At 73.4% G+C, this 15,641-nt stretch carries 16 protein-coding genes; 7 read left to right on the top strand and 9 right to left on the bottom strand.

Annotated elements, in window-relative coordinates:
- Positions 1–2 precede the first annotated feature (2 nt).
- The 3 genes from GL259_RS07165 to GL259_RS07155 form a co-directional block, all read right to left on the bottom strand.
- Complete coding sequence (locus tag GL259_RS07165; RefSeq protein WP_159530285.1) at positions 3–1,028, bottom strand: 6-phosphofructokinase; 1,026 nt, start codon at positions 1,026–1,028, stop codon at positions 3–5.
- 200 nt (positions 1,029–1,228) lie between these two features.
- Positions 1,229–1,957 (bottom strand): glutamine amidotransferase, encoded by a 729-nt coding sequence (locus GL259_RS07160; protein WP_159530284.1) that lies wholly within the window; start codon positions 1,955–1,957, stop codon positions 1,229–1,231.
- Positions 1,958–1,981: 24 nt separating this feature from the next.
- Positions 1,982–3,220, bottom strand: coding sequence for a MurT ligase domain-containing protein (locus GL259_RS07155; protein ID WP_159530283.1), 1,239 nt, complete (start codon positions 3,218–3,220; stop codon positions 1,982–1,984).
- Positions 3,221–3,367: 147 nt separating this feature from the next.
- Here GL259_RS07155 and def point away from each other — a divergent pair, with 147 nt between their 5' ends.
- Entirely contained in the window at positions 3,368–3,922 is a 555-nt protein-coding gene (def, locus tag GL259_RS07150; RefSeq protein ID WP_159530282.1) for a peptide deformylase, read from the top strand.
- Between the two features lie 15 nt (positions 3,923–3,937).
- Here def and GL259_RS07145 read toward each other — a convergent pair whose 3' ends face one another.
- Positions 3,938–4,579 carry a TetR family transcriptional regulator gene (locus GL259_RS07145; RefSeq protein ID WP_159530281.1) on the bottom strand — a complete coding sequence of 214 codons (642 nt, stop codon included), beginning with the start codon at positions 4,577–4,579 and terminating at the stop codon, positions 3,938–3,940.
- 173 nt (positions 4,580–4,752) lie between these two features.
- Here GL259_RS07145 and GL259_RS07140 point away from each other — a divergent pair, with 173 nt between their 5' ends.
- Both GL259_RS07140 and GL259_RS07135 read left to right on the top strand, forming a co-directional pair.
- Positions 4,753–5,979 carry an acyl-CoA dehydrogenase family protein gene (locus GL259_RS07140; RefSeq protein ID WP_159530279.1) on the top strand — a complete coding sequence of 409 codons (1,227 nt, stop codon included), beginning with the start codon at positions 4,753–4,755 and terminating at the stop codon, positions 5,977–5,979.
- A 108-nt stretch (positions 5,980–6,087) separates the two neighbouring features.
- Positions 6,088–6,756 carry a transcriptional regulator gene (locus GL259_RS07135; RefSeq protein WP_159538446.1) on the top strand — a complete coding sequence of 223 codons (669 nt, stop codon included), beginning with the start codon at positions 6,088–6,090 and terminating at the stop codon, positions 6,754–6,756.
- Between the two features lie 6 nt (positions 6,757–6,762).
- Here the strand turns inward: GL259_RS07135 and GL259_RS07130 are convergent, their stop codons facing one another.
- The 5 genes from GL259_RS07130 to GL259_RS07110 form a co-directional block, all read right to left on the bottom strand.
- Entirely contained in the window at positions 6,763–6,999 is a 237-nt protein-coding gene (locus tag GL259_RS07130) for a DUF6213 family protein (protein ID WP_048580541.1), read from the bottom strand.
- A 25-nt stretch (positions 7,000–7,024) separates the two neighbouring features.
- Positions 7,025–8,410, bottom strand: a complete 1,386-nt coding sequence (locus GL259_RS07125; RefSeq protein WP_159530277.1) for an NADP-dependent succinic semialdehyde dehydrogenase — start codon at positions 8,408–8,410, stop codon at positions 7,025–7,027.
- A gap of 75 nt (positions 8,411–8,485) precedes the next feature.
- Positions 8,486–8,950, bottom strand: coding sequence for an NUDIX domain-containing protein (locus tag GL259_RS07120; protein ID WP_159530275.1), 465 nt, complete (start codon positions 8,948–8,950; stop codon positions 8,486–8,488).
- A complete protein-coding gene (locus tag GL259_RS07115) occupies positions 8,947–10,485 on the bottom strand; it encodes an ATP-dependent DNA ligase (protein ID WP_159530273.1) in 1,539 nt (512 codons plus the stop codon). The genes GL259_RS07120 and GL259_RS07115 overlap by 4 nt, the downstream gene beginning before the upstream one ends.
- A 50-nt stretch (positions 10,486–10,535) precedes the next feature.
- A complete protein-coding gene (locus tag GL259_RS07110; RefSeq protein WP_243762269.1) occupies positions 10,536–11,525 on the bottom strand; it encodes an NAD(P)/FAD-dependent oxidoreductase in 990 nt (329 codons plus the stop codon).
- A gap of 77 nt (positions 11,526–11,602) precedes the next feature.
- Here GL259_RS07110 and GL259_RS07105 point away from each other — a divergent pair, with 77 nt between their 5' ends.
- From GL259_RS07105 to GL259_RS07090, 4 genes are all read left to right on the top strand, one after another.
- Complete coding sequence (locus GL259_RS07105) at positions 11,603–12,190, top strand: XRE family transcriptional regulator (RefSeq protein WP_159530271.1); 588 nt, start codon at positions 11,603–11,605, stop codon at positions 12,188–12,190.
- Between the two features lie 96 nt (positions 12,191–12,286).
- Positions 12,287–13,264, top strand: coding sequence for an NADPH:quinone oxidoreductase family protein (locus GL259_RS07100; RefSeq protein WP_159530269.1), 978 nt, complete (start codon positions 12,287–12,289; stop codon positions 13,262–13,264).
- Positions 13,261–14,451, top strand: coding sequence for an acyl-CoA dehydrogenase family protein (locus GL259_RS07095; RefSeq protein WP_159530266.1), 1,191 nt, complete (start codon positions 13,261–13,263; stop codon positions 14,449–14,451). The genes GL259_RS07100 and GL259_RS07095 overlap by 4 nt, the downstream gene beginning before the upstream one ends.
- Entirely contained in the window at positions 14,448–15,533 is a 1,086-nt protein-coding gene (locus GL259_RS07090) for an acyl-CoA dehydrogenase family protein (protein ID WP_159530264.1), read from the top strand. The genes GL259_RS07095 and GL259_RS07090 overlap by 4 nt, the downstream gene beginning before the upstream one ends.
- Positions 15,534–15,641 lie beyond the last annotated feature (108 nt).

Raw genomic sequence — 15,641 nt, 5'->3', positions numbered from 1 at the left:
TGTCACAGGACACATTCCGCTTCGGCGTAGCGCTCCTCGGGCACCGTCTTCAGCGTCTCGACGGCCTCGGCCAGCGACACCATGACGATGTCGGTCCCGCGCAGCGCGGTCATCCTCCCGAACTCGCCCCGGTGCACGGCCTCCACGGCGTGCCAGCCGAACCGCGTGGCCAGCACCCTGTCGTACGCCGTCGGCGTGCCGCCGCGCTGGACGTGCCCGAGGATGACCGGACGGGCCTCCTTGCCGAGCCGCGCCTCCAGCTCGAGGGAGAGCTGCCGCGCGATCCCGGCGAACCGCTCGTGGCCGTAGACGTCCTTGCCGCCCTCGTCGAAGTCCATCGTCCCGGCCTTCGGCTTGGCGCCCTCGGCGGCCACCACGATCGCGAACCGCTTGCCGGCCGAGAACCGTGCGCCGACCTTCGCGGTCAGCTCGTCGATGTCGAAGGGCCGCTCGGGCACCACGACGGCGTGCGCGCCGGCCGCCATGCCGGAGTGCAGCGCGATCCAGCCGGTGTGACGGCCCATGACCTCCACGATGAGCACGCGCTGGTGGGACTCGGCGGTGGTCTTCAGCCGGTCCAGCGCCTCGGTCGCCACGCCGACGGCGGTGTCGAAGCCGAAGGTGACGTCCGTGACGGCGATGTCGTTGTCGATGGTCTTCGGCACCCCGACTATCGGCAGGCCGTTGTCCGACAGCAGCCGGGCCGCCTTCAGCGTGCCCTCACCGCCGATCGGGATGATCGCGTCGAGCCCGAGCTCCCGCACGTGCCCCTTGGCCCGCTCCACACCGCCCCGCAGGTGCTCGGGGCGGACCCGGGAGGAGCCGAGGATGGTGCCGCCGAGGGCGAGGATGCCGCTCACGGCGTCGAGGTCGAGCTTGAGGTAGTCGCACTCCAGGAGGCCCTTCCACCCGTCCCGGAAGCCGATGACCTCGTCGCCGTGGTCGACGACGGCGCGGTGCACGACGGACCGGATGACGGCGTTCAGGCCGGGGCAGTCGCCGCCGGACGTGAGGACACCAATGCGCATAGCCCGAAACAACCTTCTCGATGTGGGCCGGGACCGGACCGCGCTGTCCGGCTCGATCTCCGCCACCCTAGCGGCATCGGGGGGCGGGACCGCACCTCACGTCCGCCTGCTGGACGACCCCGCTCACCTGTGCGGAGCAGCCGTCAGACGGGCCGGTCGCGTCCGTCCGACGGCGGGGTGCCCACAGGTCCGGGCGTGCCTCAGGCGGGCTGCTGCGCCGCCGCGATCCGCTCGTTGCGGAGCGCTTCGTACCAGCGGTCGTCGGTCGGCGGCAGCGCGTTGACGTCGAGCGCCAGCTTCAGCAGCAGGTCCGCGATCAGCGGGTTGCGGGCGAGCACCGGGCCGTGCATGTACGTGCCGAAGACGGTGTCGTTGAACGCGCCCTCGGTGCCGTCCCCGGTGCCGTTGCCGTTGCCGAAGCGCACCTGGGCCAGCGGGCGGGCCGTGGGGCCCAGGTGGGTGACGCCCTGGTGGTTCTCGAACCCGGTCAGCGGGGGCAGCCCCAGCTGCGGGTTGATGTCCGCCAGCACGTCGCCCACGCACCGGGCGCCCTCGCCGCGCACCGAGACCACGTCGAGCAGGCCGAGGCCGGGCTCGCGCTGGCCGAGGTCGTTGATGAACTCGTGGCCGAGGATCTGGTAGCCGGCGCACACCGAGAACACGATCGCGCCGTTCTCCACCGCCCGGTACAGGCCGCCGTCCCGGCGCAGCCGCTCGGCGGCCAGCCGCTGCGGACGGTCCTCGCCGCCGCCGATCAGGTAGATGTCGCCGGAGGTCGGGATCGGCTGGTCGCTGCGCACGTCGAGCCGCGCCACGTCCAGGCCGCGCTGCCGGGCGCGTCGCTCGACGACGAGGACGTTGCCCTGGTCGCCGTAGGTGCTGAGCAGGTCCGGGTAGATCCAGACGACCCGCAGCTGGTTGTCGCTCACTTCAAGTCCCCTGAGGTGTCGTGGTCAGTTGCCGACGCGGCGGCGCAGGTCCTGGAACGCGGTGTAGTTGGCGATGACCTCGATGCGGCCCGGCGGGCACATCTGGATCGCCTGGTCGAGGTTCTCGCAGACCTGGAACTGCTGGTCGGCGACCTCCAGGCGCACCGCGAGGTCCAGCTTCCGGTCACCGATGACGCAGATCGGGTGGCCGCTCAGCCGCGTGTAGTCGACGTCCCACAGCCAGGAGGTGTCGGTGCCGTCGGCGGAGCGGGCGTTCACCGACAGGATCACCGGGGTCGGCGGCGGGTCGATCAGCGAGAACGTCTCCAGCCAGCCCGCGGGGTTCTTGGCGAGCAGCAGCCGCAGGTCACGGCCCTGGAACTGCACGACGTCGTAGCGGCCCGCCACGGCCTGCACCTGGTACATCCGCTCCAGGGCGACCTGCGGGGGCACTCCGAAGACGGCGGCGACGGCCGCGGAGCTCGCGGCGTTGGCCTTGTTGGCGCGGCCCGGCAGCTGGAGGTGGATCGGCCAGGCGGAGCCGTGCGGGTCGAGGACGTGGTCGCCGGAGAGCGCCCAGCTGGGGGTCGGCCGGCGGAAGCCGCACTCGCCGCAGAACCAGTCGTCGCCCGGGCGCTGCATCACACCGCCGCAGGACGGGCAGGACCAGGCGTCGTCCTTCCACATCTGCCCGGCGGCGACCCAGATCACGTTGGGGGAGGAGGACGCGGCCCACACCACCAGCGGGTCGTCGGCGTTGGCGACGACGACGGCCTTGGAGCCGGCCAGGCCCTCGCGCCAGTTCTCCGCGAGCATGCGGGTCTCGGCGGCGCGGTCGAGCTGGTCGCGGGAGAGGTTCAGCAGGGCGATGCACTTCGGGTCGGTGTCCCGGGCGACGCCCGCGAGGTACTTCTCGTCGACCTCGATGACGCCGAACTTCGCGTCCGAGCCGCCGGCGAGCGCCGAGGTGATGCCGGCGGGCATGTTCGCGCCGAGCGCGTTGGAGACGACCGGCCCCGCGGCCCTGAGCGCCTCGGCGATGAGCCGGGTGGTGGTGGTCTTGCCGTTGGTCGCCGAGACCAGGACGCAGTCCAGGTTCTGCGCGAGCCGGGCGAGGAGATCGGGGTCGAGCTTGAGCGCCACCCGGCCGCCGATCACCGAACCGCTGCCGCGCCCTGCGGCGCGGGATGCCGCTGCGACCGCCTTGCCCGCGGTCACGGCCAGCTTGGCCCGCGGCGTGAGCGGGTCCGAGTTGCCTGCCATCAGTTCTCGATCCTCCTTGCGTACGCGCCGCGCCTGTGCCTGACGGCCACGTGGTGTGAACGTCAGCCTATCGAGATCCGTTCGCACTCCAGAACCGCGGCACCCTCGTGAGACGGGCGTTGCTGGGAGGACCGTACTCTGACCGCCATGCGACACGGCTCCATCCCCGGCGTCCACGGACGTGTGCGGCCCCTCACCCTGCTCGGCGATCCGGTGCTGCGCGCACCCTGCCGGGAGGTCACCGACTTCGGCCCGGAACTGGCCCGGCTGGTGGAGGACTTGTTCGCGACGATGTACGCGGCCCAGGGGGTGGGCCTGGCCGCCAACCAGGTCGGCGAGCCGCTGCGGGTGTTCGTGTACGACTGCCCGGACGACGAGGACGTCCGCCACCTCGGCCACGTGGTGAACCCGAGGCTGGTCCGGACGGACGGCGTGGTGGTGCGCGGTCCCGAGGGCTGCCTGTCCCTGCCGGGGCTGGAGGCGGGGACGGAGCGCCACGACCACGCGGTCGTCGAGGGTTTCACGGTGACCGGTGAACCGGTCACCGTCCACGGCACGGGTTTCTTCGCCCGGTGCCTGCAGCACGAGTGCGACCATCTGGAGGGCCGCCTCTACGCCGACCGGCTGACGGGGTGGCGGCGCCGCAGGCTCCTGCGCCGGGTGGGGCGGGCCTCCTGGAGCCGGGAGGACCGGGAGGGCTGAGGGCGGCGGGACGGGTCAGAATCCCGGGCCGCCCACCCTGTCGCCCGCCGCGGCCAGCCGCCCCCACAGCAGGTCGGCCAGGCTGCGCACCAGGTCGGCGCGGGAACAGGGCCGTTCGCCGAGCCACCAGTCGCCGGCCGCGTGCATCATGCCGACGATGCCGTGCCCCCACACCCGGGCCAGCCGCTCGCTGCCCGGACCGAGGTCCAGCCGCTCCTCGATGACCTGCGCCAGCTCCTCGCCCATCCGCCGCAGCAGCGGCGCCGAGTGCTTGCCGACGTCGAAGCCCTGATCGCCCTGCGACCCCTCCGCCGGGTGCATCAGGAACCGGTACACCTGGGGGCGCGCCTCGATCGCGGCCAGGTAGGTGTCCAGCGTGGCCTCGACCCGCTCGCGCCGCTCCGCCGGGGCGTCCAGCGCCGCCCGCAGCGAATCCAGCAACGCGTCGGTGTGCCGTTTGGCCAGGGCGGCGTAGAGTCCCCCCTTGTCGCCGAAGTGCCGGTAGAGGATCGGCTTGGTGATGCCGGCCTCGGCGGCGATCGCGTTCATCGAGGCCTGCGGGCCGTCGCGCAGCACCACTCGGTCGGCGGCCTCCAGCAGCTCGCGCCGGCGTCGGTCGGCGGACCGTTGCTGATCGGTCCGCTGTGTGGCGTCCATGAACTCTCCCCACCCGTGCTGTTTCGGTGACGCCTGCGCAAACTAACACTGACGGCGCCCCGGGCATCGAACGGGATGCCGACCGGTCCCGGGGAGTTGACTTTTCCTACCAGCGGGTAACAGACTCGGGTTACCGCAAGTAACATGCACGTGCAGCGCCCGCTGGAGGGGACATGGCCGAGTTCACCATGGAGCTCAACGACGAACAGAAGGAGGTCCGGGACTGGCTGCACGGCTTCGCCGCCGATGTGATCCGCCCCGCGGCCGCCGAATGGGACGAGCGTGAGGAGACTCCCTGGCCGGTCATCCAGGAGGCCGCCAAGGTCGGGATCTACTCCCTGGACTTCTACGCCCAGCAGTACTTCGACGCAAGCGGTCTCGGCATCCCCATGGCGATGGAGGAGCTGTTCTGGGGCGACGCGGGCATCGCCCTGTCGATCGTCGGCACCGGCCTCGCCGCCGTGGGCGTCCTCGCCAACGGCACCGAGGAGCAGATCGGCACCTGGATCCCGCAGATGTACGGCGACGCCAACGACGTCAAGGTCGCCGCGTTCTGCTCCTCCGAGCCCGACGCCGGCTCCGACGTGTCCGCCATGCGCACCCGCGCGGTGTACGACGAGGCCAAGGACGAGTGGGTGATCAACGGCACCAAGACCTGGGCGACCAACGGCGGCATCGCCAACGTCCACGTCGTGGTCGCGGTCGTCGACCCGGAGCTCGGCTCCAAGGGCCACGCCTCCTTCATCGTCCCGCCGAACACCCCGGGCCTCTCCCAGGGCCAGAAGTTCAAGAAGCACGGCATCCGCGCCTCGCACACCGCCGAGGTCATCCTGGACGACGTGCGCGTCCCCGGCTCCTGCCTGCTCGGCGGCAAGGAGAAGCTGGACGAGCGCCTCGCCCGCGCCCGCGAGAAGGCGAAGAAGGGCGGGGAGCGCGTCAAGAACGCCGCCATGGCCACCTTCGAGGCGTCCCGCCCGGCGGTCGGCGCCATGGCGGTCGGCACCGCCCGCGCCGCGTACGAGGTCGCCCTGGAGTACGCCCAGACGCGTGAGCAGTTCGGCCGCCCGATCATCGACAACCAGGGCGTCGCCTTCCAGCTCGCCGACATGCGCACCCAGATCGACGCCGCCCGCCTCCTGGTGTGGCGCGCCTCCTGGATGGCGATCAACGGCAAGCCCTTCACGGCCGCCGAGGGCTCGATGTCCAAGCTGTTCGCCAGCGAGACCGCCAAGAAGGTCACGGCCCAGGCGATCCAGATCCTGGGCGGCAACGGCTACACCCGCGAGTACCCGGTGGAGCGGATGCACCGCGACGCCGCGATCTACACCATCTTCGAGGGCACGAGCGAGATCCAGCGCCTGGTGATCGCCCGCACCCTGTCGGGCATGCCCATCCGCTGAGGCGGCGACGGCACACGGGACCACCCGGCGGTGCGGGCGGCACCGCCGGGTTATCCGCGCCCCGCTCCGGGGGAACGTTCGGGTGTGACCGACGCCACGGAGGACGCGATGACCCGCACGGCCCGGGACCTGATGGAGACGACCGCCCGCGACCTGGCCCCGGACCCGCGCGCCAACCCCCTCGTGCCGCTGATCGCCCGCGGCGAGGCGGACCGGGACGTCCTGGCCGCGCTCGCCCTGGAACAGCGGTGGGTGATCCCCGCGGACCGCCGCGCGTTCCTCCACCTGGCGGACAGGGCCACGGCCACGGCCGAACCGGACTCCGCCGCGTTCTTCACGGCCCTCGCGGAGGGCGAGGCGCTCGCCGAGGGGCACCTCGGGCCGTTCGCGGCCGCCTGCGGTGTCGACGCGGCCCGGGCGGACGGGTACGACCCCCTGCCGGGGTGCCAGGCCTACCCCGCCTACGTCGCCTGGCTGGCCCTCAACGCCGCACCGGCCGACGCCGTCCTCGCCGTGACCGCCAACTTCTCCGCCTGGGGCGGCTACTGCGCCACGATCGCGAAGGCCCTGCGCACCCATTACGGCCTCACCGACGAGGCCTGCGCCTTCTTCGACTTCTTCGCAGGGCCGGCCCCGGACCTCGACCGCACGGCCCGGGCGGCGGTCCGGGCCGCCCTGGACGCCGGCAGCCTGGACGAGCACCGCGCACGCCGCTACGGCCGCCTGCTGCAGAGCTACGAGGCGATGTTCTGGGCGACGCTCGCACCGCCGGCCTGACCGCCCCTACGGCGCGCCGCCGCTGCTGTGCGCGATGCACGCCACGTCGATCCGGTCGGCCAGCTTGGCCAGCTCGATGGTGAGCGCGGCCACCGTGTCCTCGTCGAGCCCGTCCTCCCCGGCCTCCACGAGATGCAGCCACCGTCCGCCCACCGTGCGGAGCAGTTTGCTCACGTCGGCCGCGGCCACCTGCAAGGTACCGCGGTCGTCGACGATCAGAGGCAGAGTCACTTCGCGGTTCACAGTCGGGATCGTAGCCGTGGAAGCCTCACGCACCGTGCCAAACCGTGGTGATGTTGCAGAACTCGCGGATTCCGTGCCCGGACAGCTCACGCCCGTACCCGGACCGCTTGACCCCGCCGAACGGGAACGCCGGATGGGACGCCGTCATGCCGTTCACGTACACGCTGCCCGCCTCCAGGTCCCGGACGAACCGGTCGGCCTCGGCCTCGTCGCGCGTCCAGACGTTGGAACTCAGGCCGAAGTCCGTGTCGTTGGCGATCAGCACGGCCTCGTCCAGGTCGGCCGCCCGGTACAGCGTGGCGACCGGGCCGAAGGCCTCCTCCCGGTGGATGCGCATCTCCCGGCTGATCCCGGTGAGCACGGTCGGCGGGTAGAACCACCCGGGTCCGTCGGGGCGCTCGCCGCCGCACAGCACGGTGGCGCCCGCGCGGACGGCGTCGTCGACCAGTTCCTCCAGGTCCTTGCGGCCCTGCTCGCTGGAGAGCGGGCCGACGTCCGTCTCCTCGTCCATCGGGTCGCCGACCCTCAGCGCCCTCATGCCGGCGACGAAGCGCTCGGCGAAGGCGTCGTGGACGTCCGTGTGCACGATGAACCGCTTGGCGGCGATGCAGGACTGCCCGGTGTTCTGGACCCGCGCGGTCACGGCGACCTCGGCGGCCCGGTCCAGGTCGGCGGACGGCATGACCACGAACGGGTCGCTGCCGCCCAGCTCCAGCACCGTCTTCTTGATCATCTCCCCGGCGGTCGAGGCGACCGCGCGTCCCGCCGGCTCGCTGCCGGTGAGGGTGGCCGCCCTCACCCGCTCGTCCCGCAGGACGTCGTCTACCGCGGCGGAGCCGATGAGCAGGGTCTGGAAGCAGCCCTCGGTGAAGCCCGCCCGGTGGAACAGGTCCTCCAGGTACAGGGCGGTCTGCGGCACGTTCGAGGCGTGCTTGAGCAGGCCCACGTTGCCCGCCATCAGCGCGGGCGCGGCGAACCGGACCACCTGCCACAGCGGGAAGTTCCACGGCATCACGGCGAGCACCGGGCCGAGCGGCCGGTAGCGCACCAGGACCCGGGAGGCGCCGGAGTCCTTCACGTCGGAGGCGTCCGGTTCCTCGTCGGCGAGGAGCCGCGCCGCGTGATCGGCGTACCAGTGCATCGCCTTGGCGCACTTGGCGGCCTCCGCGCGGGCCTGCTTGACCGGCTTGCCCATCTCCGTGGTGATCACCCGGGCGATGTCGTCCCGGTCCTCCTGGAGGAGGTCGGCGGCCCGGTGCAGCAGGCGGGCGCGCTCGTCGAAGGCCGTCGTCCGGTACGTGCGGAACGTGGCCTCCGCGAGCTGGAGTCGGCGCTCGATCTCGTCCTCGTCCATGGGGTGGTACGTCTTGACCGTCTCGCCGTTCGCCGGATTCACCGTTGCGATGTGCATCGCTGACCTCCCTGGGACGGGCTGTGCCTTCGACCTTCCCGCGCGGCGGTGGGCGGCGCAACGCGGGAGGGCTCCTCAGGACGAGTGCTCCGCCAGGCGGTCGAGAAACGCCGCCTGCGCGGTGACGATCACCTCCCGGGCCCGCTCCAGGGTGAACCACTCCACCCGGTCGAGCTCCGGGAACTCCCCGGTCCGCCCCGACCCCGGCGGCCACTCCATCGTGAACGTGCCGGGGACGACCGCCGCCGGGTCCAGGTCGGCCTCGACCGCCCAGACCGTGACGACCTTGCCGCCCGACTGCCGGACCTCCCCGAGCGGGACCGCCTCCCCGTCCGGCGGCTCCAGCCCCAGCTCCTCCCGGAACTCCCGGCGCGCCGCCTCCCGGGCCGGTTCGGCGGGGTCGTACTCGCCCTTGGGCACGGTCCACGCCCCGGCGTCCCGCCGCGCGAAGAACGGGCCGCCCATGTGACCGAGCAGCACCTCCGGGCCCCGGTCGGTGCGCCGGAACAGCAGCAGGCCGGCGCTCCGGGCGCCCCTCACGGCCGTACCCCCGGATGCGCGGCGAGCAGTGCCTCGACCGTGTCGGCCTCCTCGGGGCGCTTGTCCTCGCGGTAGCGGACCACGCGGGCGAAGCGGAGGGTGACGCCGGCCGGATAACGGGGGGAGCGCTGGAGGCCGTCGTAGGCGATCTCCACGACCAGCTCGGGGCGCACGGTGACGACGTACCCGCTCTCGTCGACGGCCAGCTCCCGCAGCCGCTCGGTCTGCCAGGCCAGCATCGCGTCGGTCATCCCCTTGAACGTCTTGCCGAGCATGGCGAAACCACCGTCGGCGGTGCGGGCGCCCAGGTGCAGGTTGGAGAGCTTCCCGGTGCGCCGGCCGTGGCCCCACTCGGCGGCCAGCACCACCAGGTCGAGCGTGTGGACGGGCTTGACCTTGAGCCAGGACGCGCCGCGCCGGCCCGCGCTGTAGGGGGCGTCCAGGCCCTTGACCACGACTCCCTCGTGGCCGCGCGCCAGGGTCTCGGCGAGGAACTCCTCCGCCGCGCCCAGGTCCCCGGGACCCGGCACCGCGGTGCGCCGCACCCGCATGGGTTCCGGGACCAGCCGGGCCAGCTCCGCGTGCCGCTCGGCGAACGGCAGGTCCAGCAGGTCGCGGCCGTCGACGGACAGCGCGTCGAAGAAGACGGGCGAGACGGGGACCTCGCGGGCGGCCGTCGCCACGTCCACCCGGGAGCCGACCCGCCCGGCCGTCTCCTGGAACGAGCGGGGGCGCCCGTCCTCGCCGAAGGAGATGACCTCCCCGTCGAGGATGAAGCGCTCGCCCCGCAACTCCCGTGCCGCCGCGGTCACTTCCGGCAGCCGGTCGGTGATGTCGTCGAGGGTCCGGGTGTGCACGCGGACGGTGTCCCCGTCACGGTGGACCTGGACCCGGATGCCGTCCAGCTTCTCCTCGACCGCGCAGGCACCGAGCTTCTCGACCGCCTCGGCGACCGAGGAGGCGCTGTGGGCCAGCATCGGCAGCACCGGGCGGCCGACGGTGAGACGGAACCGCTCCAGCGCGGCGGGGCCGTCCGCCAGCAGCGCCCCGGCCACCGTCTGCAGGGAACCCGCGAGCATCACCGCGCGCCGCACGTCCGCCGACGGCGCCCCCGTCGCCTGCGCCAGCCCCTCCACGGCGACCGCGTCCAGGGCGCCCTGCCGGACCTCCCCGGTGAGCAGACCGGACAGGAACCGCTGCTCGTCGCCGGTGGCCGCCCCCATCAACTCCCCGACCAGCCGGGCCCGCTCGGCCTGCGACCCGGGGCCGGACACCTCGCCCAGCCGGCTGAGCAGGGCGTCGACCTCGCGGACGGTCAGGGCCGGCTCGGCGGCGGGGGCGACCGGGCGGCTCAGCGCCTTCCAGCCGACGCCGAGCCGGCCCTGCGGCAGCCGCCCCGCCAGATACGGGATGACGATCGGCACGTCGTCCGCCTCGGCGTCCCGGAACAGCTCGGCGAGCAGGGCGATCTTCCGGGACCGCGCGGAGGTGGCGGCGACTTCCTGGGACACACGGGCGAGACGGGACAGCAGCATGCAGTCAGAGTGCTACGCGGCCGCGCCCTTCACACCCGGCCGTTCGGGAGTCACCCGGTCACCGCGGCGTCCAGGTCGGCCATGAGCAGGTCCCCGACGATCGCGGCCGCCGCGCGGTAGCCGCCGCTCGCCGCGTGGACGACCTGTTCGGCGAAGCCGATCGCGTTGCCCGCCGCCCAGACGCCGGGCACCGTGGTCAGGCCGGTCGGGTCGACGACCGGGTACGTGCCGAACGGGGTCTCGTCCATCTCGGCGCCGAGCCGCTGGAGCAGGCCGGTCCGCGGCACGGGGCGCGGCCCGACGTAGAGCACGGAGCGGGCGTGCGCGGAGCCGTCGGCGAGGCGGACCCCGGTGAGGCGGTCGTCCTCGACCAGCAGCTCCGCGACCTCACCGGGCACCACGTCGACCCCGGCGGCGGCCAGCCGCCGCAGGTCCTGGTCGGACAGTTCCTCCTCGGCGACCCGGTGCAGGAAGAAGGTGACGTCCTTGGACCACTGCGACACCATCAGCGCCTGGTGCACGCTCGCCGCACCGGACGCGAGCACGCCGAACGGCTCGTCGCGCACCTCCCAGCCGTGGCAGAACGGGCAGTGCAGCACGTCCCGTCCGAACCGCTCGGCGACCCCGGGCACCGCGGGCAGCTCGTCCTTCAGCCCGGTGGCGACGACCAGCCGGCGGGCCCGCACGGTCCGCCCCGAGCCGAGGACGACGGTGAAGTCCTCGTCCCGGGTCACGTCCGTGACCCGGTCGCGGACGAGCCCGACGCCGTAGCGCGCGATCTCCTCCCGCCCGGCCGCCAGGAACTCGGCCGGTGCCATCCCGTCCCGGGACAGATAGCCCTGCATGTGGGCCGAGGGCGCGTTGCGCGGCTCGCCCGCGTCCACGACCAGCGTCCGGCGCCGGGCCCGGCCCAGCACCAGGGCGGCGGACAGTCCCGCCGCCCCGCCGCCGACGACGACCACGTCGTGGACCTCGTCGCCGTGCGTACCGTCGTACGTCTCGTCCGTCTCGTCGCCGTACGTCTCGTTCGTCTCGTTCATGACGACCACCTCCACGACGACGATCGCCCGGGGACCGCGGGATTGACAAACGGCTTTGCCGATCCTGCAATAGCGGCATGACCGATTCCAACACGAGCACGGACGACGTCCTCGCGGAGGTGGGCCCCCGGCTGCGGCGGATCAGGAAGGAGCGGGAGGTGACCCTCGCCGCGCTGTCCGAGGCGACCGGCATCTCCGTCAGCACCCTGTCGCGGCTGGAGTCCGGACTGCGCAAACCCAGTCTGGAGCTGCTGCTGCCGATCGCGCAGGCCCACCAGGTGCCGCTGGACGAACTGGTCGGCGCCCCGCCGGTCGGTGACCCGCGCGTCCGCTCCAAGCCGATCGTGTGGGGCGGACGCACCCACTGGCCGCTCACCCGGCAGCCCGGCGGGCTCCAGGCCTACAAAGTGCTCGAACCGCGGCGCAGGCTCGAGCCCGAACCCCGTACCCACGAGGGCTACGAGTGGCTGTACGTGCTGTCCGGGAGGCTCCGGCTGGTGCTGGGCGAGCACGACGTCGTGCTGACGGCGGGCGAGGCGGCCGAGTTCGACACGCGCGTGCCGCACTGGTTCGGGTCGACGGGGGAGGGGCCGGTGGAGTTCCTCAGTCTGTTCGGTCCGCAGGGGGAGCGGATGCACGTACGGGCGCGGCCCAGGCAGGCGTGACGCACGAGACTGTTCCCTGAGGGCAAGCGACCGCTTAGTATGCGGTGGACCCGGTCCGGGTGAACCCGACGTCCACAAGCCCCGTGGAGGCCCCCCATGCAGGCATGGCAAGTGCACGAGCTCGGCGAGCCGGGCGAGGTGATGCGCCTCGCGGACGTGGCGCGACCGACGCCCGGTGAGGGGCAGGTCCTGCTGAAGGTGCGCGCCGCCAACATCAACTTCCCGGACGCGCTGATGTGCCGGGGGCAGTACCAGGTCAGGCCGCCGCTGCCGTTCACCCCGGGCGTGGAGATCTGCGGCGAGACCGAGGACGGGCGCCGCGTGATCGCCAATCCCGCGCTGCCGCACGGCGGTTTCGCCGAGTACGCCGTCGCCGACGCCGCCGCGCTGCTGCCCGCCCCGGACGCACTGGACGACGCCGAGGCCGCCGCCCTGCACATCGGCTACCAGACCGGCTGGTTCGGCCTGCACCGCCGGGCCGGTCTCGAGGCCGGCGAGACCCTGCTCGTCCACGCCGCCGCCGGAGGGGTCGGCAGCGCGGCCGTGCAGCTCGGCAAGGCGGCCGGCGCCACGGTCATCGGGGTCGTCGGCGGCGCCGGGAAGGCGGCCGCCGCCCGCGAACTGGGCTGCGACCTGGTGATCGACCGGCGCGAGCAGGACGTCGTCGCCGCCGTCAAGGAGGCCACCGCGGGCCGGGGCGCCGACGTGATCTACGACCCCGTCGGGGGCCAGGCCTACGCCCAGTCCGCCAAGGCCGTCGCCTTCGAGGGCCGGATCGTCGTGGTCGGCTTCGCCAGCGGTTCGATCCCCACTCCGGCGCTGAACCACGCCCTGGTGAAGAACTACTCGATCCTCGGCCTGCACTGGGGCCTGTACAACACCAAGAACCCGAAGCTGGTCCAGCACTGCCACGAGCGGCTCACCGAGCTGGCCGCCCGGGGGGCGATCCGGCCGCTGGTGAGCGAGCGCGTCCCGCTCGACGGTGCCGCGACCGCCGTCCAGCGGGTCGCCGACGGTGTCACCACCGGACGCGTCGCCGTGCTGCCCGCCCTCGCGAACGGAGCCGCCGCATGACCGACGCCGCCGAACTGCGCCGCCGCACGAGGGAGTTGCTGGCCGCGCACCCGCCCGCCGGCACCGGGCGCCTGGACTTCCTGCGCGCCCGCTTCGACGCCGGACTCGCCTGGGTGCACTTCCCCGAGGGGCTCGGCGGGCTCGGCGTCCCGCGCTCCCTCCAGGCCGTCGTGGACGCCGAGCTGGAAGCCGCCGGGGCTCCCGACAACGACCCGCGGCGCATCGGCATCGGCCTGGGCATGGCCGCGCCGACGATCCTGCAGTACGGCACGGAGGAGCAGAAGCGGCGCTTCCTCAAGCCGCTGTGGACCGGTGAGGAGGTCTGGTGCCAGCTGTTCAGCGAGCCGGGCGCCGGGTCCGACCTGGCCGCGCTCGGCACGCGCGCCGTCCGGGAGGGCGGGGACGGGGGCGACTGGGTGGTCAACGGGCAGAAGGTGTGGACGTCCAGCGCCCACCTCGCCCGCTGGGCCATCCTCATCGCCCGCACCGATCCGGACGTCCCCAAGCACCGGGGCATCACCTACTTCCTCTGCGACATGACCGACCCCGGTGTCGAGGTGCGGCCGCTGCGCCAGATCACCGGTGAGGCCGAGTTCAACGAGGTGTTCCTCACCGACGTCCGCATCCCCGACTCCCGCCGCCTCGGCGAGGTCGGCGACGGCTGGCGGGTCGCGCAGACCACGCTGAACAACGAGCGCGTCGCCATCGGCGGCATGCGGCTGCCCCGTGAGGGCGGCATGATCGGCCCGGTCTCGAAGACCTGGCGCGAACGCCCCGAACTGCGCACCCACGACCTGCACCAGCGGCTGCTGAAGCTGTGGGTCGAGGCCGAGGTCGCCCGCCTCACCGGCGAACGCCTGCGCCAGCAGCTCGTCGCCGGCCAGCCCGGCCCCGAGGGCGCCGGCATGAAGCTCGCCTTCGCCCGCCTCAACCAGGAGATCAGCGGACTGGAGGTGGAACTCCGCGGCGAAGAGGGCCTGTTGTACGACGACTGGACCATGCGCCGTCCGGAGCTGGTCGACTTCACCGGCCGCGACGCCGGTTACCGCTACCTCCGTTCCAAGGGCAACAGCATCGAGGGCGGGACCAGCGAGGTCCTGCTGAACATCGTCGCCGAGCGCGTCCTGGGCCTGCCGGCCGAGCCGCGCACCGACAAGGACGTCGCGTGGAAGGACCTGGCCCGATGAGCACCCAGCCCGACCTGCTGTACTCGGAGGAGGAGGAGGCGCTGCGCGCCGCCGTCCGGGACCTGCTCACCGACCACTGCGACGCGGCGGGGGTGCTCGCCCGCGTCGAGTCGGCCTCCCCGCACGACCCGTCCCTGTGGAAGGCGCTCGCCGACGGCATGGGCCTCGCGGGTCTGCTGGTGCCGGAGGAACGGGGCGGCCAGGGCGCCACCCACCGCGAAGCCGCCGTGGTCCTCGAGGAGCTGGGGCGCGCCGTCGCTCCCGTGCCGTACCTGACCAGCGCGGTCGTGGCGACCGAAGCCCTGCTCGCCTGCGCGGACGGCGACGAGCCGCTCGCCGGGCTGGCGTCCGGGCGCAGGATCGGCGCCCTCGCCGTCGGGCTGCACACCGCGCCCGGCGCCGCCTTCGCCACCGCGCGCCTGGAGGGCGGTGCGCTGCACGGCCGGCTGTCCGGCATCGCGGACGCCGCGGTCGCCGATGTGCTGCTCGTGCCGGCGGACGACGGCGGGCTGTACGCGGTGGAGGCCGACGCGGTCACCCTCACCCCGCAGACGTCCCTGGACCTCACCAGGCCGGTCGCCGAGGTCACCCTCGACGGCGCCCGGGGCCGCCGGCTGGGCGACGCCGGACCCGCCGTGCGCCGCGCCCTGCGGGCCGGGGCCGGACTGCTCGCCTCGGAGCAGCTCGGACTCGCCGACTGGTCGCTGACGGAGACCGTCCGTTACCTGAAGGACCGCAAGCAGTTCAACCGCCCCGTCGGCGGGTTCCAGGCGCTCAAGCACCGGCTGGCCCAGCTGTGGCTGGAGGTCGTCAGCCTCCGGGCCGCCGCCCGGGGCGCCGCGGACGCGCTGTCCACCGGGGAGGACGCCGACGTGGCGGCCGCCGTCGCCCAGGCCTACGCGGCCCCCGTCGCGGTCCGGGCCGCCGAGGAGGCGCTGCAGCTGCACGGCGGCATCGGCATGACCTGGGAGCACCCGGTGCACCTCTACCTGAAGCGCGCCAAGGCCGACTCGATCGCCTACGGCACGGCGGGCGCCCACCGGGAGGCGCTGGCCGAGCTGGTCGACCTGCGAGCGCCCTGACCCGTCCGGCCGAACAGCGGGAGAAGCCCGTCCCTCGTGGGGCGGGCTTTTCCGTGCGCCCCGCGCGGGTGAGGTGAACGCGCGACGGCGGATCGGCCAACTCCCCGC

Origin of the sequence: Streptomyces sp. Tu 3180, assembly GCF_009852415.1 — a bacterium.
Classification (GTDB): Bacteria; Actinomycetota; Actinomycetes; order Streptomycetales; family Streptomycetaceae; genus Streptomyces.
Note: the sequence above shows the minus strand (reverse complement) of the source record. Positions and strands in the feature narration are given on the sequence as shown.

Excerpts from the sequence above, each read along its gene's own strand:
- GL259_RS07155 (WP_159530283.1), bottom strand. The coding sequence starts at position 3,220 with ATGGCAGGCAACTCGGACCCGCTCACGCCGCGGGCCAAGCTGGCCGTG.
- GL259_RS07135 (WP_159538446.1), top strand. The coding sequence starts at position 6,088 with ATGACCCGCACGGCCCGGGACCTGATGGAGACGACCGCCCGCGACCTG.
- GL259_RS07095 (WP_159530266.1), top strand. The coding sequence starts at position 13,261 with ATGACCGACGCCGCCGAACTGCGCCGCCGCACGAGGGAGTTGCTGGCC.
- def (WP_159530282.1), top strand. The coding sequence starts at position 3,368 with ATGCGACACGGCTCCATCCCCGGCGTCCACGGACGTGTGCGGCCCCTC.
- GL259_RS07140 (WP_159530279.1), top strand. The coding sequence starts at position 4,753 with ATGGCCGAGTTCACCATGGAGCTCAACGACGAACAGAAGGAGGTCCGG.
- GL259_RS07090 (WP_159530264.1), top strand. The coding sequence starts at position 14,448 with ATGAGCACCCAGCCCGACCTGCTGTACTCGGAGGAGGAGGAGGCGCTG.
- GL259_RS07105 (WP_159530271.1), top strand. The coding sequence starts at position 11,603 with ATGACCGATTCCAACACGAGCACGGACGACGTCCTCGCGGAGGTGGGC.
- GL259_RS07125 (WP_159530277.1), bottom strand. The coding sequence starts at position 8,410 with ATGCACATCGCAACGGTGAATCCGGCGAACGGCGAGACGGTCAAGACG.
- GL259_RS07100 (WP_159530269.1), top strand. The coding sequence starts at position 12,287 with ATGCAGGCATGGCAAGTGCACGAGCTCGGCGAGCCGGGCGAGGTGATG.
- GL259_RS07110 (WP_243762269.1), bottom strand. The coding sequence starts at position 11,525 with ATGAACGAGACGAACGAGACGTACGGCGACGAGACGGACGAGACGTAC.
- GL259_RS07165 (WP_159530285.1), bottom strand. The coding sequence starts at position 1,028 with ATGCGCATTGGTGTCCTCACGTCCGGCGGCGACTGCCCCGGCCTGAAC.
- GL259_RS07145 (WP_159530281.1), bottom strand. The coding sequence starts at position 4,579 with ATGGACGCCACACAGCGGACCGATCAGCAACGGTCCGCCGACCGACGC.
- GL259_RS07115 (WP_159530273.1), bottom strand. The coding sequence starts at position 10,485 with ATGCTGCTGTCCCGTCTCGCCCGTGTGTCCCAGGAAGTCGCCGCCACC.